The sequence below is a fragment of the Flavobacterium sp. Sd200 genome, from assembly GCF_009826935.1.
In the GTDB taxonomy this organism is placed as follows: Bacteria; Bacteroidota; Bacteroidia; order Flavobacteriales; family Flavobacteriaceae; genus Flavobacterium.
The window spans coordinates 150450-173012 of sequence record NZ_WUMN01000002.1 but is presented as its reverse complement, the minus strand read 5'-3'; the positions used below and the strand labels follow the sequence as shown (position 1 = coordinate 173012).

17 protein-coding genes are annotated in these 22563 nt (G+C 36.2%); 11 read left to right on the top strand and 6 right to left on the bottom strand.

All coding sequences use genetic code 11. The features are described from left to right. The first annotated feature begins 108 nt into the window (after nucleotides 1–108). The 9 genes from GR160_RS06800 to GR160_RS06760 all read left to right on the top strand — a co-directional run bounded on the left by GR160_RS06800 (nucleotide 109) and on the right by GR160_RS06760 (nucleotide 14104). Nucleotides 109–2547: a type I restriction-modification system subunit M gene (locus GR160_RS06800; protein ID WP_160749117.1), complete on the top strand. Its 2439-nt coding sequence runs from the start codon at nucleotides 109–111 to the stop codon at nucleotides 2545–2547. Next, the gene (locus GR160_RS06795; protein WP_160749116.1) at nucleotides 2541–3755 is read left to right on the top strand and encodes a restriction endonuclease subunit S; all 1215 of its coding nucleotides are present in this window, start codon (nucleotides 2541–2543) and stop codon (nucleotides 3753–3755) included. Before GR160_RS06800 ends, GR160_RS06795 begins: the two co-directional genes overlap by 7 nt. Before the next feature lie 48 nt (nucleotides 3756–3803). After that, nucleotides 3804–4529 carry a hypothetical protein gene (locus GR160_RS19285; RefSeq protein WP_202390739.1) on the top strand — a complete coding sequence of 242 codons (726 nt, stop codon included), beginning with the start codon at nucleotides 3804–3806 and terminating at the stop codon, nucleotides 4527–4529. A gap of 68 nt (nucleotides 4530–4597) precedes the next feature. Continuing rightward, nucleotides 4598–6022, top strand: a complete 1425-nt coding sequence (locus GR160_RS06785) for a DUF262 domain-containing protein (RefSeq protein ID WP_160749115.1) — start codon at nucleotides 4598–4600, stop codon at nucleotides 6020–6022. Then, complete coding sequence (locus GR160_RS06780) at nucleotides 6022–7893, top strand: DUF262 domain-containing protein (protein WP_160749114.1); 1872 nt, start codon at nucleotides 6022–6024, stop codon at nucleotides 7891–7893. Before GR160_RS06785 ends, GR160_RS06780 begins: the two co-directional genes overlap by 1 nt. Nucleotides 7894–7898: 5 nt before the next feature. Continuing rightward, nucleotides 7899–10946 carry a type I restriction endonuclease subunit R gene (locus GR160_RS06775; RefSeq protein ID WP_160749113.1) on the top strand — a complete coding sequence of 1016 codons (3048 nt, stop codon included), beginning with the start codon at nucleotides 7899–7901 and terminating at the stop codon, nucleotides 10944–10946. After that, on the top strand, nucleotides 10947–11639 hold the full coding sequence (locus tag GR160_RS06770; protein ID WP_160749112.1) for a M48 family metallopeptidase: 693 nt from the start codon (nucleotides 10947–10949) through the stop codon (nucleotides 11637–11639). It begins immediately after the preceding gene. Between the two features lie 208 nt (nucleotides 11640–11847). Next, nucleotides 11848–13350, top strand: coding sequence for a hypothetical protein (locus tag GR160_RS06765; protein ID WP_160749111.1), 1503 nt, complete (start codon nucleotides 11848–11850; stop codon nucleotides 13348–13350). Nucleotides 13351–13381: 31 nt separating this feature from the next. Beyond that, complete coding sequence (locus GR160_RS06760) at nucleotides 13382–14104, top strand: uracil-DNA glycosylase family protein (RefSeq protein WP_160749110.1); 723 nt, start codon at nucleotides 13382–13384, stop codon at nucleotides 14102–14104. A 300-nt stretch (nucleotides 14105–14404) separates the two neighbouring features. Here the strand turns inward: GR160_RS06760 and GR160_RS06755 are convergent, their stop codons facing one another. After that, complete coding sequence (locus GR160_RS06755) at nucleotides 14405–15991, bottom strand: recombinase family protein (protein ID WP_202390738.1); 1587 nt, start codon at nucleotides 15989–15991, stop codon at nucleotides 14405–14407. Next, the gene (locus tag GR160_RS19280; RefSeq protein WP_202390737.1) at nucleotides 15978–16175 is read right to left on the bottom strand and encodes a hypothetical protein; all 198 of its coding nucleotides are present in this window, start codon (nucleotides 16173–16175) and stop codon (nucleotides 15978–15980) included. The genes GR160_RS06755 and GR160_RS19280 overlap by 14 nt, the downstream gene beginning before the upstream one ends. A gap of 147 nt (nucleotides 16176–16322) precedes the next feature. On the opposite strand from GR160_RS19280, the gene GR160_RS06750 reads away from it, so the two are divergent. Next, a complete protein-coding gene (locus tag GR160_RS06750) occupies nucleotides 16323–16931 on the top strand; it encodes a hypothetical protein (RefSeq protein ID WP_237421178.1) in 609 nt (202 codons plus the stop codon). On the opposite strand, the gene GR160_RS06745 is transcribed toward GR160_RS06750, so the two are convergent. Genes GR160_RS06745 through GR160_RS06735 form a run of 3 tightly spaced genes read right to left on the bottom strand, consistent with a single transcriptional unit; the run spans nucleotide 16932 to nucleotide 20467 of the window. Then, nucleotides 16932–17291 carry a hypothetical protein gene (locus tag GR160_RS06745; RefSeq protein ID WP_160749107.1) on the bottom strand — a complete coding sequence of 120 codons (360 nt, stop codon included), beginning with the start codon at nucleotides 17289–17291 and terminating at the stop codon, nucleotides 16932–16934. 3 nt (nucleotides 17292–17294) lie between these two features. After that, the gene (locus GR160_RS06740; protein WP_160749106.1) at nucleotides 17295–17918 is read right to left on the bottom strand and encodes a hypothetical protein; all 624 of its coding nucleotides are present in this window, start codon (nucleotides 17916–17918) and stop codon (nucleotides 17295–17297) included. A gap of 35 nt (nucleotides 17919–17953) precedes the next feature. After that, nucleotides 17954–20467, bottom strand: a complete 2514-nt coding sequence (locus tag GR160_RS06735; RefSeq protein WP_160749105.1) for a hypothetical protein — start codon at nucleotides 20465–20467, stop codon at nucleotides 17954–17956. A 352-nt stretch (nucleotides 20468–20819) separates the two neighbouring features. Between GR160_RS06735 and GR160_RS06730 the strand changes: the two genes are divergently transcribed. After that, the gene (locus tag GR160_RS06730) at nucleotides 20820–21956 is read left to right on the top strand and encodes a hypothetical protein (RefSeq protein ID WP_160749104.1); all 1137 of its coding nucleotides are present in this window, start codon (nucleotides 20820–20822) and stop codon (nucleotides 21954–21956) included. Between the two features lie 278 nt (nucleotides 21957–22234). On the opposite strand, the gene GR160_RS06725 is transcribed toward GR160_RS06730, so the two are convergent. Beyond that, nucleotides 22235–22558 carry a nuclear transport factor 2 family protein gene (locus GR160_RS06725; protein ID WP_160749103.1) on the bottom strand — a complete coding sequence of 108 codons (324 nt, stop codon included), beginning with the start codon at nucleotides 22556–22558 and terminating at the stop codon, nucleotides 22235–22237. Nucleotides 22559–22563 lie beyond the last annotated feature (5 nt).

Genomic DNA, 22563 nt, shown 5'->3' with positions numbered 1-22563 from the left:
TTCAAAAATAAAATATACTTTTTGATAAAATGTGGGGATTTTCCGCCATTCTGTTAACATTGTTTTAAGTATATTAGCTACCTATCAAAATATCCCGAATACGATTATATGGCAATTAAAAAGTCTGAATTATATAGCTCATTATGGGCGAGTTGTGATGAATTACGCGGAGGCATGGATGCTTCGCAATATAAAGATTATGTACTGACAATGCTTTTTGTAAAGTACATATCTGACAAGTATGCCGATGACCCTTATGCTCCTATACAGTTACCGGAGGGGGCTACCTTTAACGACATGCTTAAATTGGTGGGTACTCCTAACATTGGCGACGACATCAATAAAAAAATATTGAACCCAATTAAAGAAGCCAACCGACTGTCTGATTTTCCTGATTTTAACGACGAGGGTAAACTGGGCAAAGGCAAAGATTTGGTGGATACTGTAGGTAACCTCATTTTAATATTTAATGATCCTAAACTCGACTTTAGTAAGAATACTGCTGAGGGCGATGATATTATGGGTGATGCGTACGAGTTCCTGATGCGCCACTTTGCTACCGAGAGTGGTAAAAGTAAAGGACAGTTTTATACTCCAGCGGAGGTAAGCCGTGTTTTGGCTAAGATTATTGGGATCAATAAATCAAATTCTACAGCGCAAACTACAGTTTATGACCCGGCCTGTGGATCGGGATCTCTGCTTTTAAAAGTGGGTGCTGAAGCACAGAAAATGGTTGACCTTTACGGCCAGGAAAAAGAAATTTCTACAGCCAACCTTGCGCGTATGAACATGATATTGCACAATGCGCCAACTGCTTCCATATATGCTGATAACACACTTTCACGGCCATTTTTTAAGGAAGCCAATGGTAATCTAAAAACGTTTGACTATTGTGTAGCAAACCCGCCTTTTTCGCTTAAGAGCTGGACAAACGGTGTGCAGACCGATAACGACGAGTATGAGCGTTTTTCTATGGGAGTACCACCGGATAAAAATGGAGATTACGCTTTCCTGCTGCACATAATCCGCTCATTAAAAAGTAATGGCAAGGGTGCTGTTATCCTTCCGCACGGTGTACTATTTAGAGGAAATGCCGAAGGAGAGATACGAAAAAACATAATTAAAAAAGGATTGATAAAAGGTATTATAGGTTTACCTGCGAACCTGTTTTACGGTACAGGTATACCTGCCTGTATTATTGTTATAGACAAAGAAAATGCCGCACATCGTAAAGGTATTTTTATGATTGATGCCAGTAAAGGTTTTGTAAAAGATGGCAACAAAAACAGGCTTAGGGAGCAGGACATTCGTAAAATTACCGATGTTTTCAACGCTCAGGAAGAATTGGCAAAATACAGTCGGATGGTTCCGCTTTCGGAAATTGCGGATACTAAAAACGATTACAACCTGAATATTCCTCGCTACATTGACAGTCAGGAAACTGAAGATATACAGGATTTGCTTGCTCATGTAAAGGGCGGTATTCCTAAAGCGGATATCGATGCGCTGGCAACATACTGGAAAGCCTACCCTGAACTACGTAATGACCTTTTTGAAGATATAGACAGTAAGTATGTAAAACTGAGAATACCGGAAGCAGAAATAAAGCAATTTATATTTTCGCATGGGGAGTTTCAGGATTACCATTATAACATTTCTAAGCAGTTTAAAGCTTGGGCGGCCAATGCCGCCGAGCATTTGAAAACGCTTGATATAGGCTGCCACCCGAAAGAAGAAGTACAGCTACTGGGGCAGCAATTACTACAGGTGTTTGCTGACAATACCCTTATAAACGAGTATGATGTGTACCAACACCTAATGGATTACTGGAACCAGGCCATGCAGGACGATTTATATTTAGTATCGCTGGACGGATGGCAGGCCGGTAAAGAATGGACACGCCATGTAACCATTACCAAAGCCAAAAAAGAAGGCGCGAAAGATAAAGAAAAAGTGACAGAAGGGCTTGCCGGGGTTATAGGCCGTATGCTACCCGCTGAGCTTTTGGTTGAACAATATTTTAGAGATGAAAACTTTGCGATTACTTCACTACAAATCGATGCTGAAAATGCTAAAGTGACCATAGCAGAAATTGAAGAAGAACAAAATACAGAAGGCGGCCTGTTTGAAGACCTTGAAAAAGTAAATGCCGGAGAAGTAAAAAAACTACTAAAGGCTAAAAAAGCAGAGAAAGCCCCTAAAGAAGAAATAGCCGTATTAGATAAGTATTTAGCAAACGTTGAATTGGTAACTAAGTTAACCGCAATGCTAAAAGCTGTACTGGCTTCCCAGGAGAAAAAGGTAATTGCGCTTTACCCAACCCTGACCGAGGATGACATAAAGCGCCTGGTGGTAGATGTAAAATGGATGCAAAGCCTACAGGAAAACGTAATGGGCGAAATGGAGCGCATAAGCCAAAGGCTGGCACAGCGCATTAAAGAACTTGCCGAACGCTACCACGATACCCTGCCGCAACTTGAGGAACAGGCAACCGATTTTGAAGAAAAAGTAAAACAGCATTTGCTTGAAATGGGAATAGCATGGTAGAGACTAATTTTAAAAATACAGAGATAGGCATCATTCCCGAGGATTGGCAAATAATAAAGTTAGGAGAATTTTATAATGTTAAAACGGGTCCGTTCGGTTCAACTCTACATGAGAGTGATTATGTTGTTGATGGGATACCAATAATAACGGTTGAACATTTAGGAGAGCGAGGAATTATTCATAAGAATATGCCTATGGTTTCTGAAAAGGATTATAGGCGATTGATTTCTTACTCATTGACAAACGGAGATATTGTTTTTAGTCGTGTAGGTTCAGTAGACAGAAACTCATTAATTAAAACAAATGAAGATGGTTGGCTTTTCTCTGGTCGATTATTAAGATTGCGAAGTTTGTCCAACTTAATGCGTTCTGATTATCTGAGTTATTACTTTCAGCAAGAAGAGTTCAAGCAACGAGTGCGGAGTGTGGCAGTTGGCCAAACCATGGCTTCATTAAACACTAAAATTCTTAAAGATATATTAGTTTCATATCCAACTAATATAGATGAACAAAAAGCTATAGCCACTGCTTTAAGCGATGCCGATAATTGGATTGAAAGCCTTGAACAACTTATTGCTAAAAAGCGCTTGATTAAACAAGGTGCTATGCAGGAGCTGTTAACCCCTAAAGAGGATTGGGAGGTGAAGAAGTTGGGGGAAATATCCTCTATCTATACGGGAAAAAAGAATAACCAAGATAAGATAGAAAATGGAATTTATCCCTTTTTTGTAAGGTCTCAGTTTATCGAACGAATAAATAGTTATTCTTTTGATGGAGAAGCTATATTAGTACCAGGCGAAGGTAATATTGGTAAAATATTTCACTACATAAATGGCAAATTTGATTTTCATCAGAGAGTGTACAAAATTAGTAATTTTAGTGAAGGATATTCAGGCGAATATATTTACAGATACATATCAGAGCATTTTGGAAAACATGCTATGGAAAACTCTGTCAAGGCAACAGTCGATTCATTAAGATTACCAACCTTTCAAATTTTTGAAATTCCATTTCCGCCAACTTTTGATGCACAAAAACGAATTGCCAATATCCTCAGCGACATGGATGCTGAAATTGATGCCCTTGAGCAAAAGCTTCAAAAAGCACAGCAAATAAAACAAGGTATGATGCAGCAGCTGCTTACCGGTAAAATAAGGCTTATAAAAAATACAGCTGCGCAGCCAAAAGAAATTGTTACAGCGTCATAGTTTGGCGTTGTAGCGGGTTACGTTTGTGGAAGAAAAATATCGCTCCTCATGGATAAAATTAAACTCATAAACCATACGCTTGAAAGTTACTTTAGCAGGAACAAGCACCAAAGCTTTGTTCCTGCTAAAGACCTCATGCCGGAGTTTATCCAAGCCGGATTTTTTCTTAGCGATAGTAAAAATGGTCTGCCCATACGCAATATACTACGTAAGCTTGATAAAGAAAACCAACTAAGTATGATTCCCAGCGCTTTCGCAGACAGGAAAGCCGCTAACGTAAACTGGTACTTTACCAGCCAGCAAAAGGCACAAAACCAAGAAAGGATAATTAATCCAGTTCAGATCAAGAAAGAAAAGAGTCCAACTAAATCCATAAATGATAAAGACGAAACCTACGTGCTCAATTTATGTGATGAGGTATTAGGGTTAAAGGGTTCACGGCAACACCTTTTTTTATTCTTACTCGGCGACAAAGGACACCGGCTCCCTGTAGATGTTTACTACCCCGAAAAGAAACTGGTGATTGAGTACCGCGAATACCAACATACCAATGCTGTTGCTTTTTTCGACAAGCCCGATAAGCTTACCGTTAGTGGCGTTTCAAGAAACGAACAGCGTAAGCTTTACGACAAACGCAGAAGGGACATCTTACCAAAACACGGAATTACGCTCATAGAAATTAACTACTCAGATTTCCATCACAATTCCCGACACAGGATTGTCAGGGATGTAAAACGGGATTTGGAGGTGGTTAGTAAGATTCTGAAGGGCTAATAATAAAATAAGGACCTCATGTTCTGGCATTGTGTAGAGATACATTTGTCAATTGATAAGTATAGATTATGACTGAAACAATTAGTGCTGAGATAAAAAAAGTGAGTGATGTTCTAGTTGATAATTTGATTATACCAAATTACCAGCGCCCCTACCGATGGACAGAAAATAATGTACGCTTGCTTTTGGAAGACATCATGCAAAGCTGGAAAGCCGGGAAAAGCTCCTACCGTATAGGTAGCGTTATACTAAACCAAAATGATAAACAACTTAACATTGTCGATGGTCAGCAAAGGATCACAACCATATTGTTAATTTTAAAATCACTCGAAAGTAAAACAGGTGAATCCCTTAGGAACTCGCTTAAATATAAACATGCTGACTCGCAAAAAGCTATAATTGCCAACAAACTTTTTATTGACACTTGGTTGGCAGACAGCGTTGGGAATAATAAAGATAGTCTTGAACAATATCTTTTAAATTGTTGTGAATTTGTGGAAATCAGTGTAAATGACTTGTCGGAAGCTTTTCAGATGTTTGACTCTCAAAATGGACGTGGTAAAGAGCTTGAAGCTTATAACTTACTGAAGGCTTATCATATCAGGGCAATGGAAGATAATTCTTTTGATGAAAAAATTGCTTGTGATCAAACATGGGAAGGTGCGGCAAGATATCGGAGCACAGAAAACAGTAATCAGGTTACTGATCTTTTGGGACAACTAATAAACGAACAATTGTACAGAACTCGTATATGGAGCCGAAAGGAAACAGCATTTACATTCGATAAGAAACAGATTAATGAATTTAAAGGAATAACGGTAAGTAAAAATAACCCTATTGATTTTCCTTATCAAAACAGAGAATTGTTGCAATATATTATGCAAAATTACTTTAGCTCATCAGGCGTTTCAGTGAATGGAATAAAAACAAGATTTAAAAATTCATCAGTGCCTAACATCGCACCTTTCTCATTAATCAATCAAAATGTTATTAATGGAAAAGATTTTTTTAGCTATACAGAAACCTATGTAGAAATTTACAAAAGAATTTTTTACAAAGAGTTTGAAGAGTTAAAAGACTTTAAAAATTTTATGTCTAAATACTGTTTTTATAGCGGTTCGCATCGAGATGGAGATAAATATCTTTTAGAATTATACAAATCGCTAATCATGCTAGTATTTGACAAGTTTGGTGAAGATGGAATAGAACGTTACCATAAAATTTTGTATTTGCTAGTATACAGAATAAGAATCGAAAAGGAACAAGTGCGTTATGCAAGTGTTGCTCAATATCCGGCAGATACCAAAATATTTAATATTATAGAAAATGCAAAAACCTTTGCCGATCTTACTAAATTAGAAAAGCTTGCCTATCAAAAAGTTGTTTGTAAAAAAGATGTGGAAACGGTAATCAAATTCTTTATAGGACAAAAAATTAAACTTGAATCGGCAGACATAAAGAAACTAGATTTAAAAAAATATAACCTGGACTAATGCAAACTCAAAATCTTAATAAAAACTTAAAAGAGATATTCCGCAGTAAATATATTGTTCCTCTTTACCAAAGGAATTATGCCTGGGGTGAAGACGAGATAAGTCAATTGTTACAGGATTTATATGAAAATTTTAAGAAATCTAATAATACAATCAACAATTCCCTTAATTACTTTATTGGTAGCTTAGTAGTATTAAAACGTAAGGATGGCATTTATGAAGTGATAGATGGTCAACAACGATTGACAACTTTATCAGTTTTATTAAGAATCTTAGATTTACTTAAAAACCCTAAGTTATTTTATGAATCGAGACCAGAAGTCGAGCAATTTTTTGATTCATTTTACAAGACTAAATCTACTAAAAATTTAAAATTTAATCATAAAGTTTCCCACTTGGTCAATGCCGTTGACTTAATAAACCATTCTATCATCAATCCCGATGAAGCCAAACCGAAAATGCTTTTTGAGGTTGAAGATTTTAATGAATTTAGAAATTTTGTATACAACAATGTCGTTCTTGTTCGCGTGGAAATCCCTCAAGATACCGATGTAGCTTCTTATTTCGAGATTATGAATAACAGAGGGGAACAATTGCAAAAGCATGAAATCTTGAAATCTTATCTGTTAGAAACATTAAAAGATGAGCATGGGAATTATTATGAAAAGCAGCAAGATGAATTCTCTAAAATATGGGATGCTTGCTCTCAAATGGACAGTCATATCCAAAAGCTTTTTTCAGCTGAAGATAGAAGAAAATATTTTGGGGATAATTATAATGACATCAACATTATAAACTTTGATTTAGAAGAAGTGGGAATTGAAGAAAAAGGTTTTTCTATTAATGATGCTTTAAAAACTTCAGAAACAAATTCTAACCGCTCAAGTATCACGGATATTGATGATTCAGGAAGAGATCAGTCAATCATCGATTTTCCAAATTTTTTGATGCATATTTTTAAACTAAAATATGAGTATTATGTTGATAATGGATCGGAAGTAGAGATACCATTAAATGAAAAGGACTTAATACGTGTTTACGAGAGTATAAAGAATAAAATTGATGCGCTTGATTTTATCAATGATCTAATTTATTATAGAACGGTATTTGATAGATATATTGTAAAGGCCACAGAAGAAGAAAAAGATGAGGATAATTACAAATGGACGCTACAGAAGCCTTATAAATATGTATACGATGTCAAAAACACTACTAGCTTAAAATTCAAAAACTCTTTCGAAAACAACCAAGAGCGATTGGTAAAATCACTTTCGCTATTACAGACCAGTTTTCGAAATAGAAAATATAAGAAATGGTTACAGGATGTATTAGTCTTCTTTAACGATAGGACAAAATTTGGGGTGGATAGCATTAGCTTTCAAATTTTTCTTGACGATTGGAAATTGCAGTATTTCTCTGAAAATATTACACCAGAATTATATCATCAAGGTGTTAAAACTCCTCATTTTTTATTTAATTTTATTGATTATATGTATTGGGTAAAATCTCCCTCGGAATTTAAATTTACATACCGTAACTCAGTAGAGCATCATTTGCCCCAATCTTTTAAAAGTGAGATTAATGCAGACTTGCTTGATAATTTAGGAAATTTATGCTTGATTAGTAAAAGTTCTAACTCAAAGATGAACAACGAACATCCTACGGGGAAAGCAGCAAGAGACGGTAAATACTATAAAGAAAATCTTCTTCCTAAACAAAAAGAGATGTATAACTTGACCAACTCGAATTTAAAATGGGGTAACGGGCAAATTCAAAAACATTCTGAGGAAGTTATTTTACTATTACAGTCGAGAAATGAATTACTATTGCAAAGTGGAGAAGAAATTAATCCTTACCTATACCTAGTTTAAAACATATGATCAACCCAATAGAACGCTTAACCCAAAATCGCATAGTTCAGCTTTTCCATGATCAGTTGGGCTACAATTATTATGGAAATTGGGAAGACCGTATAGGCAATGCTAACATAGAGGAAGCTTATCTGCGTCAGTTTTTAGAAAAACAAGGATATGCAACAGCATTGATAAATAAAGCTATTGCAGAAGCACAGTCTGTTGCCGGGAGTTTCACGGGCAATTTGTATGATAAGAATAAAGCTTTCTACTCTTTGCTTCGTTATGGCGTTAAGGGTAAGGAAGATATTGGGGCACAAAATGAAACAGTTTTTCTGATTGACTGGAAAAACCCAGAGAATAACGACTTTGCTATAGCGGAGGAAGTAACACTTAAGGGTGCTAAAGAGCGTAGGCCGGATATTGTACTGTACGTTAATGGTATTGCGTTAGGGGTTCTTGAACTAAAACGCGGTACTGTAGATATAGCAGAGAGCATTCGACAAAATATATCGAACCAGCAAGACCAGTTCCACGCAACTTTTTTTAGCACAGTGCAAGTTATACTTGCGGGTAATAACACACAGGGACTACGCTATGGCACTATAGAAACCCCTGAAAAATATTACCTAAGTTGGAAAGAAGATGAAGCTGATAACAGCACATACAAGCTTGATAAGTATCTTCTAAAACTATGCGAAAAGTCCAGGCTTCTCGATATAATATATAACTGCGTTTTATTTGATGGAGGAGTTAAAAAACTTCCTCGTCCGCATCAATATTTTGCATTAAAGGAAGCTCAGCAAAACATTAAAAAAAGGGAAGGCGGCATAATCTGGCATACACAGGGGTCTGGTAAAAGTATAATGATGGTTATACTCGCCAAGTGGATTTTGGAGAATGTTCCTAATTCACGTATCGTTTTGCTAACCGACCGTACTGAACTTGACGAACAAATCGAGCGTGTTTTTAGTGATGCAGGCGAAAGTATTTCTCGAACCACAAGCGGTAAAGACCTAGTCAACCAGCTTACACAAACAAAACCTCGCCTTATATGTTCCTTGATACACAAGTTTGGTAATAAGGGAGAGACAGATCATGAAGCGTTCTTAAAAGAGTTACAAGAAAACCCTGTACAAACGGTTGGCGATATTTATGTTTTTGTTGACGAGTGCCACCGTACTCAAAGCGGAAAATTACACCAGACAATGAAGGCTATTTTACAAAATGCAATATTTATTGGGTTCACTGGTACACCGTTACTAAAGTCGGACAAGAAAACGACAATGGAAGTATTTGGGACATATATTCATACATATAAATTTAATGAAGCTGTTGAGGATGAGGTTGTAAAAGATTTGGTTTATGAAGGTCGTGACATAGACCAAAAAATATCTTCTCCTGATAAAATTGATGAATGGTTTGAATTAAAAACTAAAGGTCTTAATGATTTTCAGAAGTCTGAGTTGAAAAAGAAATGGGGTACTATGCAAAATGTACTAAGTTCCCGTTCCAGGATGGAAAAAATAGTCATGGACATTCTTTTCGATTTTAATAAGGTTCCCCGTCTTTCATCGAGCATGGGCAATGCTATTTTAGTGGCTTCAAGTATATATGAAGCATGTAAATATTATGAACTTTTTCAAAGGACGGAGTTACGAGGACGCTGTGGTATTGTTACCTCATATAACCCAGCAACAAAAGATATTACAACCGAAGATAGTGGTGCAGGTACAGATAGCGATAAAGAACTAATTTACCGAGTATATTCAGAATTATTAAGTGGTATTTCCGCCATCGGAGGAAAAACAGCAACCGAAGCTTATGAGGTTCATGCTAAATCTGTTTTCCGTAAGGAACCGGGAAGAATGAAACTACTTATTGTTGTTTCCAAACTTCTAACAGGATTTGACGCTCCACCGTGTTCCTACATTTACATAGATAAGAAAATGCAGGATCACACCCTATTCCAAGCTATTTGTAGAGTTAACAGACTTGATACAGATGACAAGACTTTCGGATATATCGTGGATTACATGGGACTTTTTGAAAATGTAACAGATGCGATAAATGTATATACTTCAGAACTGGATACCGACGAATTCAACCTACAGGAAGTTCAGGTTATGGTAAAAGATAGGCTGAAAATGTCACGTGAACGGTTGGATGAAGCCCTTGAAGAACTTGAAGCATTATGTGAAGATGTAGCACCACCTAAAGACGATTTGCAATACATTCATTATTTCTGTGGAAATTCAGAAATTGAGGAAGAACTGAAAGCCAATGAATACAAAAGAGTTGCCCTATACAAAGCAATAGTATCTCTGATACGTGCTCATGCGAATATTGCTGGAGAATTAGAGCTCGCAGGTTATAATGAAAAAGAAATAAAGCGTTTTGATGAGAGGTTACACTTTTATCTAAATCTTAGGGAAATCATTCGCATTGCAAGTAATGAGCAATTAGATTTGAAGGCCTACGAAGCAGATATGCGTCATCTACTTGATAATTATATTCAGGCTGAAGATGCCGTTAAAATATCTCCTTTTGATGATATTTCTCTTTTAGATTTAATGGAATCAGACCTTTTCAAAGTTCTTGAAGAACTAGCTGAATCTGTAAGAGGCAATCAGGAAGCTGTCGCGGAAATTATTGAAAATAATGTAAGGAGTAAAATCATTAAAGACCATTTACTTGACCCTGTGTATTATGACAAAATTTCATTCCTCTTAAATGAGTTAATTGCTGAGCGTAAACGAGGAGTACTTTCATATCAGCAATACTTGAAAAAAATTGCCGAACTCGCTGCAAAAGCAAATAAAGGTAAAGATGATAATCTACCAAAAACGATAAATACTCAAGGTAAGCGGGCTATATATAATTACTTAGAAAATGATGAGCAATTAGCGATTGCTTGTGAAACAGCTGCACAATATGCAATTCAGGAGGGATTCAGGGAAAACATTCAAAAACAGAATATGATAAAAGGTGCGCTTCATAAAGTCTTGAATGATAAAATTAAAGTTGAGGCAGTTTACCAAATTATCGAACAGAATAAACTGGACTATTAAATGGAGCGTATTACAATTAGCAATATTGAAATTGAGCTCACTTTTAAAAATATAAAGAATATCCATTTGAGTGTGCACCCACCTATGGGTAACGTTACTGTATCCGCACCTCTCCACGTTGATAAAGACATTGTAAAAGTCTTTATAATTGGCAAGTTGGGATGGATAAGAAAAGAGAGAACTAAATTTTTAAATCAGCCCAGAGAAGCTGAAAAACTTTTTATTACCCGTGAGAGCCATTATTTCTTTGGAAAACGATACTTACTTAATGCCGTGGAAAACACCTTATCAACGAAGGTAATTTTAAAGCACAACGTAATCGATCTAATGACCCCTTCAAATTCTCCAATAGAATACAAGCAAAAGGTACTTTACAATTGGTATCGTCGTGAATTAAGAAAAGTTTTGGCTGAAATGATCAATCATTGGGAATCCAGGTTAAATGTAAAAAGTGAAAGTTTTGGTATTCGGAAAATGAAAACTAAATGGGGAAGCTGTAATACTACCGATTGTAACATTTGGTTTAACATTGAACTTGCAAAAAAGCCGAAAAAATGTATCGAATACATTGTCGTACATGAGCTCGTACACCTGCTCGAACGAAACCATAACAAAAGATTTGTACTCTTGATGAACCAGTTCTTGCCAGACTGGAAAGAGCGAAAAAAACAACTTAATGAGTTGCCTATATAATTATCAGAGAAGTGATTTTTTCATTTTTTTTTCATTTCTTGGAGAGCATTATAGAAACCGGTTCTACCATATCCTCCGGAGACAATTAGACATCTTGAAGCCCTTGCAGTATCATTAGGATGATTTACAAATATGAAAAGTTTTGTTTAGAAAGAAAATGTGTGTCGCGAAACTAAACTGTACCAGTTTCAAATTTTAATATAAAATTATGCAATTATTAGAGCCTACACCTTATAATAAAATTGTAGACCAAGACTATTTACAAGACCTAACGATAAAAATCACAAAACAGGTTTTTGAAGATATAATGTTTACTGACGGCAGGTCGACGTTTAGTTTTTTGAATTGTAAGTTTAAAAAACTTATAATTGAGAATGAGGAAGACATCGAGTTTAAAAATATTAGTCTTAGCTTTTCAAGCTGTTATATTGAAGAGCTTGAGTTAAAAAATATCCAAACCAAAAATATATCTATCTTATTTCATTCAACACTGCTTTCTGGAAGCGCTGATAATGAAAATATTAAGTCAGTACATTTTAATAATTGTATAATCTTAGGGGCTTTATTCTTAATGCGTATTAAGTCAATACATATTTCTTATACAGAAGAAAATCTTTTTCCTAAACGTTGGAGTAGAATGTTACAGAATTTAAGCGTAAGTTACATTGACATTATTAAAAGAAAACAGGATTATAGAATTTATGATTGTTTAGAATTATCATTTTCATCGAATGAAAATACATCTGAAAAAAGAGGGTTCTACTTGAGATCCTATGAAAGTCAAAAAGATTACAGAATTGGATATTTCCTTACAGATGAAGAAAAAGATTATTTTAATATAAACCTCTATATTAAATATTCGTCTGAGATAGATCATAAAGAAACGAAAATCATAAACTCAAGATTTAATTCTCTAAGCTTAACCGGATATGTTAAGGGAAACATATCAATTGAAAATACAAAAATCAACAATTGGTACATTAGAGATCTATCAACAGAATCCGGAGCATCATTTTATAATATTTCACCAATTAAAACTATTGATAGTAAAATAGAAATCCATAAATCAAACCTTGATAAAAGTTGGTTTGACAATATCGCATTTTCTTCTTACAAGCTTATATCATTTTACAGAACCAAATTTGGAAAAACAACCTTTACTTCATGTGATTTTCCATCAAACTCTACAAGTTTTGAAAATTTTACAGCCTTAGAAAATGTACATTATCCGGAAAATAAACCTGATAAATATTATAAAGATCAATATGAAATTTTCTTACAATTAAAAGGGCAATTAGAAGGAACTGGCAATTTTTATGAATCTCAAAAACTACAAGCCATATCCAATGACGCTTTAATGAAAATTGAAGATATATCACGTTGGGATAAGTTTATTTTATTTACGAATAGTTTGTCCAACAATCATGGATTATCTATAGCACGCCCATTAAAATGGTTTGCTCTATTTTCATTTGTATTATATATATTGTACTTAATTAGTGTAAGACGAATATTTATTGATACAAATTTCGACCCAACTTTAATCGGCTACTATTTTTCGTTTATTGACTTAACACACAGGAATGATTTTTTAGTAGAAAAAAGAGAATTTAGCGCTTGGACATTATCAATCGACTATATAAATAAAGTTTTGACAAGTTATTTTATATACCAGTTTATTTCTGCCTTTAGAAAATATGGTAAAAAATAGAAACGATGACTATTAAACTAACCAAATACTAATGAATTATATTAAAAACCTACAACGTGAGATAATTAAGAATAGCTACGAAAAAGCTGATTTACAGACTAAAAAGTACTCATTTGGAACTGAGAAAAATATTGAAATTTTTTATGCTCCCTTTGACTATATCAATCCAAATGCAAAAATTATTATAGTCGGGATAACTCCAGGATGGTCACAAATGGAGAAATCATATAGAACAGCCATCACTTCTTTTAGTATAAACCAAAATTGGGAGGAAGCCACTAAGGAAGTTAAGAAGCAGGCAAGTTTTGCAGGAAGCATGAGAAATAATCTTATAACAATGTTGGATGAATTGGAATTAAATAACAAACTAAACATTCTAAGTACTTCACAATTGTTTGATGAACAAAATTCTATTTTACATACGACCTCAATAATTAAATATCCGACCTTTAATAAAGGCAAAAATTATACAGGCAGAACTCCGCTACCTTTACGTACGGAAATTTTGAAAAATTTTATCGAATCTAATTTTCTACCTGAAATAAATAATTTTGAGAACAAATTAGTCATCCCTTTAGGCACTTGTGTCAGCAAAGTGCTTACGAAGCTAAATGAAGATAATCTCCTTAATAGTAATATTTATTTAAATCATTTCCCTCATCCTTCAGGCAGTAATGGTCATAGGCATAAGCAATTTAAAGACTACAAGCTGCAAATGTTCAATCAGATAAAAAGTTGGGAAATCGATAACTGAGATTAATACATATACGGTAAATCCAATGTCAAAGAGTAGGAATTTAGCTATAGAGAAGCTTTAGTTACTAAGCAGTACTATTACCTAGAGAATTGTTATTATGATTTTTTTCACTTTTAAAATGTTCCAAAAATTGTTACGTAAATATTATGTTATTTATGATGATGACAAGGTGTTAGAAATACATATATTATTATATTTATGCTTACATTTGCTATAGAATTTTAGCTCTGTGAAAACGCAGGTTTAAAGACGATTTAAAAATAGTGTAGAAAGTTCGTGGCACGACCAAAACGAACTTTAGAAAACATAGCAATGACGCGGGTTTTGATGTAAAAGTTCGAACCCCTCATCGCCCACCATAAAGGACAAAGAAATTTTTTTACTCTTTGTCCTTTTTTTATGCTTGTCTATTTCGCTGTTTATCAGGTAGATTAGTTGCACTGCTTCATTGATTCTTGTGGTTCGAAGTGCGTTATTTTCAAAATAGAGATTTTCAGGATAGATAGAACCAATTAATTCCCTTGTTTCTGTCAGTTTGCCCTGTTCATAAAGCATTTTCAGGTTTAATAGTCGGTCTATACCGTTTTTAAGCAGCTCCTCAATATCATCCGCCTCATTGTTCATGCTTCCCAGTCGAACCTCCAATTTGTTTATCATCCCCGCATAGTCGGATTTCATTTCCCTGTAATCATCCGCATCAATTTTACGGGTTGCTAGCAAGTCCCTTGCATGACTAAGCCTGCCTTCATAATCTTTCAATTGGGCAAGAATCTTTTTCTTTTCGTCCTGCGCACCTTTGGTTTGTTCATTATAGGCTTCTACAATCAGCTCCACATACAAATCCTTAATTTCAGGACGCGGCATATATTTATCCAGCTCTTCTTTCAGTATTTCATTTAAAGGTTCGGCTCGCATCCTGTGGGTACAGCCACCGAAACAATGATAATACAGGTAATAACGGTTACGTCCCTTAGACTTGCTTCCTGTAAGCATTTTAAAGCACACAGGGCAACGCAAGAAGCCCCTTAGGGGTAAATCCACGTTAATCTCTGCTTTTGGCCTGTAATTAGCGCTTCTGCTGCGACCGTCAAGGACATCCTGTACATTGTAGAACAGTTCCTCTGATATCAGGGCTTCATGTTGTCCGTTGACAAGCTGGCTTTCTTCATCCTTATATTTCGGAACGAATATTTTTCCACAATAAAGCGGATTACGCACCGCCAGCCAAAACGCATTCTTGCCCACTGATAAGCCTTTCTTGCGAGCCATACGTAAAACATCTTCGGTATTGAAGATACCGCGTGCTATCTCCTCAAATGCCCATTTCATAATTTCTGCCTGTGGCTCTTTTAGTGCAATGTATTTCCTGCCGTCTTCTTTTGATTTGTTCGCATAACCAACCGGAGCCTGGCTAACGTATCTGCCTTCCTTCATAGCCCTGCGCATACCATAAAATACGTTTAACGCCCTGCGGTCGTTTTCCACTTCAGGCGCTGCAAGGTAAAAGGCAAGCATCATTTTATTTTCGGGGATAGAAAGGTCAAGGGGCTGCTCAATAGCCTGTGGCTCTACACCAACTTTACGAAGCGTACTTATCATTTGATAGGCATCCCCGGCATTGCGGCTAAACCTGTCCCACTTGGTAAAGAGTACCAAATCCGTTTTATTCTTTTGCTTTTTCAACAGCACCAACAACTTTTTCCATGCCGGCCTGTTAAACGATTTTGCTGAATGATCTTCATATATTACCTCACGTATAGTAATATCATTAATCATGCAGTACTTACGCAAAACCTCTTCCTGATTGCGTTGCGAATATCCCTTATCTGCCTGCTCATCGGTGCTTACCCTGATATACAGGTCTGCTATCTTACTTACTTTCATTGTCAATTGGCTTTATCCGTTTCGTATTTAAATAAGCGGCAACAGTCCTGTTTGCCAGCCTCCTCAAAAAATCCAATATCTCCCCGGCTTGCTCCAAAGTTACATCTAAACCTTCGGATTTCAGCATGTTCCATGCCTTTTCGGGAGAAATCCTTCCTCCTGTAGTTCTTTTCTCATGTTCCATCGTTCACCTCCGTTCTCGCTAATGAAAAAAAGACCGTTTCCGGTCTTAAAATTGTCTGACTTACAAAGATAACCCTCATTTTTCAAACGATCCTAATCAAAATTCAGCGGGGATCACTACCTTTATTTATCACGTTATAAAACAATTATGCAGGCAGATACATTATCCATAAAAAGGGTTTTCATCGATTTACTTTCGATAAAGGAACAAGTAAAGAATTATTTTATCCATGACCCTGCATACTCAACGTTGGTAAAGTTTATGTGTGCCAAAGACTACTATAATGATGAAAATATAGAAATCCCATCGCTGACACAGGTTTCAAATGAAACGGGTTTAGCTTCTTATAAGATCAGAAAACAATTAACAGAGATACACGAAGCACTGTTTAATTATGAAACCAAATACCCACTGAAGTTCCCAAAAGTTGAATATGTTTTCTATCTGAAGAGCTATAAGGTCAATGCCACATTTACTACCCACTTCCTTCATCAACTGCCGCGGATAGGCGAAAATATCATCATTCCCTTCTTAAAAGGCAAACTTAATAACGAATACTTTTTTGTAGAAAACATCAACCATTACTTTGAAGGCACCACCCAACGCGTCGAAATCTATATCAAAGACGGAACATATAACCTTTACTGGAATCTCAAAAAACATGAGGCGCTTGAGACAGGTGAAATATCGTTTACTGATACTTACGAAAAATACGAGTTCCAGTTAAAAGAAATGGTAGGGATTAGAAAATATTAATTACTGCTCCTCACTTTCTTCTTTCTTAGGAATCGTAAGTTTCTGATGTAGCGCGTAACACTCGTCCAGAATGATTGACTCTTCCATTGGGATTAGTTGATACGCGAGTCCCAGCACGCATGAGATATTAGTATGCGATACCGACATTGATGAAGGCAAAATATCCTCTTCTACTTCAAGTGCCGCCATACAGACCTTCATAATATCCATAATAGTTAAAATGAGATCATTGTATCCCGAAAAACTTAGTTCCACGCCAAAACCTTCCCTGCGGAAGCGTTCATTAAAAACATTGAACTGGCTGGCATTTTTTATTTTCTCTGCGAAGTCTATCGCTTCTTTGATTTCGTCATTTTCCATAGCTTATAAAATTAGATGTGATTTATAGAGTGCATCAAGTTTGGCAAAAGCCAGTTGTTTTATTTCCCAAAAACATTCCTTGCAGCGTAATTCCAGTTTGTTGCTGTCCTCGATAGCGTATTGGTTTACGACCTTGTAGCGTATCATATCAGGATTAGCCGATAGCAACAGGTACAATGAATTATCATCTTCCTGACGGAAATACAATGAGAAATCCTTACCTGTAATAAATTGCATCAGCGCGAATAGATGCCCGATATTCACACGGTTTGGCCTGTAGCCGAGGAACAATTCTATGAACCCAAGGCAGCTGTTTACAATAGCCTGATGCAGCAGTGTGTTTTTCAATAGTGCATCATCGGAATTGGTAAGTGATTTAGCAGTATTGAAATGGCTTTCTGCCAATAAAGCGCGGTTGCGCCAATAATTTACCGAATACTTTAAATCCCTTTCAAACGGCTGGTCGGTAATATTTAGATTACTCCCCACCTGAAAACCGTTAACCGTAAGTTTGTTGAAGAGCCAACGGTCGTTATCCCGCTTTTTGGGCATGGATTGTTTGCGGTGTACCAGCACCGTAACCTTGTGTTTTTTACCAAAGGCATCCCTTACTTTGGCTTCAATCATAGCAGCGGAATTATCCTTTGGTTCCAATGTATAAACTAACAGGTAAAAGTGATAACCGGGTTTGTAGTTGTGGCATTTATAATACCATCGCATCTATTGGTTGCCGTAGGTATTTGGGTTACACTAAGGGTACAGTCGGCAGTTAGTTGTGGCAGGTCGGTTACGGTAGGTACGGGCAGTTCGGTGTCGCCCACTATTATTTCTATGTCTTGGGTAGCATCGCAGCCCACTGTACCGGTTATGGCACAACTGTAAGTACCGGCTTTTAGTGTGGTGGCCGAGGGTATTGTAGGGTTTTGCTGCGTAGAGGTAAAACCGTCAGGGCCGGTCCAGAGGTAGTTAGCCCCACCCTGGGCGGTAAGGTTTATAGTTTGGCCTACGCATACCGGTGAGTTTGAAGATAATGCACCTGAAGTAATGCAGTCCCCGAACTTTACAAGATAGGATGCCCATTGATTGCTTGACGACATATTTGGCTGAAATGCATTATCAGTGGCAATACCTGTAGCGTTATTGGTACGTCCGTGCATATAAATATTTCCTGCGCTATCTACAGATGCCACAGTCATATTAAATTGATTTGAGCCTGCATAATAGGTTCCCCATATGCGCTCGCCGGCTAATCCAAGCTTTATAAGAAATGATTTATAATTACTGTTATTTTCAGGCATATAGGCATCGGGCGTGGTAATACCGGAGTTTTCATTAGTAATCCCCGAATAAAAAATTTCGCCTGCCTGGTTTACAGCAAGGCCCTGAACCTGTACTTTAGAATAGCTACCCCACACTATTGACTGGCTATTAAGGTTAAAGGCTATTAAATATTGATTTTCGAACTGATTTTCTATAGTTATAAAATCGGGCTGGAAGCTACCGGGCGTGCCTATGCCTGTAGTACTGTTTGTACGGCCATACATATAAAGTATGTCATCTTTTAAAACAGAACCAAAGACATAGTCGTTTGCGTTGCCTCCCACATAAGTACTCCATATGCGGTTACCCGATGTGTCAAATTCTGCAACAATAATTTCCGGCGTACCATCCCAGTTTGGCCTGAACGTGCCGGGTGTGGCCATTCCATCATTATGGGTGATACCCGAAGCATAAAGTCTGTTGTCCGCAGAGATATCCAAACCATAAAATCCGTCGGCATTATCTCCGCCAAAATAGGTGCCCCAAGAACGTACACCCTCCGGAGAGAACTTAACCAAAAAACCTTCAATATTACTGTTAAACGTACCGCTAACAGCGGGTTTAAAGCTGCCGGGAGTTGCTATATAGTCAGTACTACCTGTGTTTCCATCAATATATATATTGTTGTTGGTGTCTATAACTACGTTGCCGGCATAATCATTACCGTTTCCACCATAATATGTCCCCCAAAGCCTTTGCCCTTGCGAATCAAATTTAACAAGATAACAATCATTTAGATAGTTTTTGTCTGGCTGATGCGAATCCGATGTCGTAATGTTAACCGATTCATTCAGCCTGTTACCAAAAATTATTACATTAAAGTCGTTATCTATTGCTATTTTATCTGCCGAAACACCATAATAAGTCCCCCATATCTGATCTCCACCGGGCGAAAACTTAGCTATATAACCTGGTGTAGCACCCCTTACATAGGTAGACTGGTAGGCACCCGTTGTAGCAACAAACTCAGAACTGCCTGTAGCACCGCTTATATATACATTATTAAGCGCATCATTTGTTATACTTGCGGGAGAAGCCCATGAGTAGCCACCAAAATAAGTACCCCAAAGCCTTACAGGCACAGGGTCTATAATTACTTTCTTACCTCTTAATGAAGAATCGGCGCTAAAACCGTAAACATTTTTTGAAACCTGTCTATAATTAATGGCAAGTGTTTCTTTTCCGGCCTCCGATTCTGCCCAGCTCAACGGTATGGTCTCTTCAAAATCTCCAAAACGCACACGGCATTTTATAACATTATCTTCAAGTCTGCTCTTAGCGCCTTTAATCCTGAATTTTATGTCATTAATATTGCCGTTCTCATGTACTACAAAATTATATTCTACAGGTTTTGCAGTGTCATCAGGAACCGAAAACACCAGATCTATACCCGTATACAGGTTCTTGTACACTATCTTTTTATAGCTGCTTACCATCTCTACCCCGCCAGACTTCCAGGGCATATTGTAGTAATTAGTGTGCGACGCCAGCTTATCAAGGCCTGCAATCAATACCGAAGGATTGGCTCCTTCAAAGTCAAAATCTACCCTATGAAGTTGTGTTGTATAAGTATATTCAACCGTATCCTTATGTACTGGCGAAAAACCCTGAGACCTTACCTTTTTGGCGTGTTGCTCAGTGCGGTAAAAATCATAACTAAAGCCCGATTTGCGCAGTTGTATGTTCATGCCTGATGCGTTCAGCAAAAAGGCAACGTTAGTATTTGGTTGGTTGTGCTGGTTGTAAAGCTGGCCTTTGTTTTCAACAAAACCGGCACCGGTTGCATTTTTAAAATCGGTTTGCGCGTGAAGCAGCATTGCAACTAAAAACAATAGTAGGGAGGTAATCTTTTTCATGGTAACTGGTTGGGAGGCAAACTTACAAATTCTTTAGGACTAGTTAAATGCTTATTTTAAAACTTCAAGACAGGTGTCAAGCGTTCGATTCCAATCTCTGACAGCCCACAGAAAGACGAACAAACCATTGGATTCCAGTGTTTTTTTTTGTTTAATATACTTCACAAATCGCTTACCTTGAATTTTATTGTTTTAGAAATAAATCTCAATATATTAAGCATCATAATATCTATTTTTGTGTACTATTGCAACAAAATACATTTGACTTAGTAGTGTATCGATGTAGGTATATTCTATATAGCGAGTAAATACAAGTTTTTGCGACATTCTAAACAACCTTCTATAATACAAAATGAAAAAAATACTACTATTACTCCTTACATTATTCCTTACAAATTTTAACTATGCTCAAAACATATTACTGGACAGTTTAGTTCAACAGAATGGTTTTTCTTTCCAAAATGATAAAAACAGTTCATTTCAGGGTAAAGGATGGAATGTTTTATTAGAAGAAATAAAACAATCTAATTCTGTTCTGTTAGGAGAAACTCATTTTACAAACGAAATTCCTTATTTTACAAATGCTATTATTAATGAGGTTAAGTTTGATAACTATTTTCTTGAGGTTGATCCTTATTCAGTAGATATTATCGAAACAAAAATTAAAACACTATCTACTGAACAGCTGAATGTTTTTATTAAACAATATAGTACAAACTTTTCTTTCTTGGAGTATGAATGCGAATTTGCTTTGCTTAAGAATTTAATAAAAAACAATACCAAAATATATGGTGCCGAACAGATTAGCATTTTTGCAGATCAAATGATAATTTCAAGTCTAAAAGAAACTTCTAAGAATAATAGAGCGATTGCGATATATGAGCAAATGCTTAATAATTCCAAACTACTTGCGCCTAAAGAGGGTTTAGAAAAATTCTACCTGTTAACTGAAGATTGTCTTCAAAAAATAGATTCACTGCTAAAGTTAAAACTTTCTGACAAAGAGCGAAAACAAATTGAGGACTTAAAATTAAGTAGACAGATTTATGTTAATAGAAATCATCCGTTAAGGATTCAACTGCTGAAAAATATCTTACTAACGCAAATGCCTGATTGGAAAAATAAAAAAAATCTTTTCAAATTTGGTGCGAATCATCTGCCAAAAGGTGAAACGATATTAACAAAAACTGATATTTACGATATTGGCAATTTAATTTCTAATATCGAAGAGGCAAATTTCAGGAAATCGTTACACATAATGCTCATTGGAAAAGGAGAAGACAAAGATGATAACACTAGTTTTAAATCTTTTCTAAATGTGGCAAAAGATGAACAATGGTACTGTTTTGATTTAAGGCCTTTAAAGAAGTCAATTTTACAAAACAAGTTGAAAGTAGAGGATGTATACTTATTGAGAGTTATAAAGGGTTATGATTACCTAATTTATATTCCTAAAGTAACTAAAAGCATAGAAATGTCGATAGAGTAAGTAGGTGTAATTGTCGTTTTGGCAATATGTGCTTACGTAGGCTAATTTAACCATGGTTGTTTACTTGAAATATCAGTAATTAACCGAGAGTTTGAGCTTTCTCAATCAGAATATACCAATCCGCAAAACGTTAAAAATACTCCATTTTATATTTCCGAAAAATGTCAAGACAGGTGTCAAACGTTCGATTCCAATCCCTGACAGCCCTCCACTAAAAAACCTTCAGTTTTCACTGAAGGTTTGCGTTTTATTGCTTCACAACTTTTATAACTGAGTCCTTATTCTGTCACTTTCAAATGCTGGATTAGCCCATCAACAATATCAAAATGAAATTTTAATGTAATTGGGCTTCCTGGGAAGGTTCCGGAACATTCTGCAGATAGCACAGTTGACGCACCATTTTCTACATATTCAAGAGGTTTCATCACTGATTTGTATTTCTTATTTGATTCTTCAATCCAATACTGTATTTCCGGTCTTCCGTTATGCGTTTTTCCTTCATCAAATACTACAGCAGTTTCAGAAAAACAATTGGCGTAGGCGACACTATCGAAACTGTTTTGTGCATTAATTAAATCTGTAATTACTTTGGGTAAATTCATGCTGT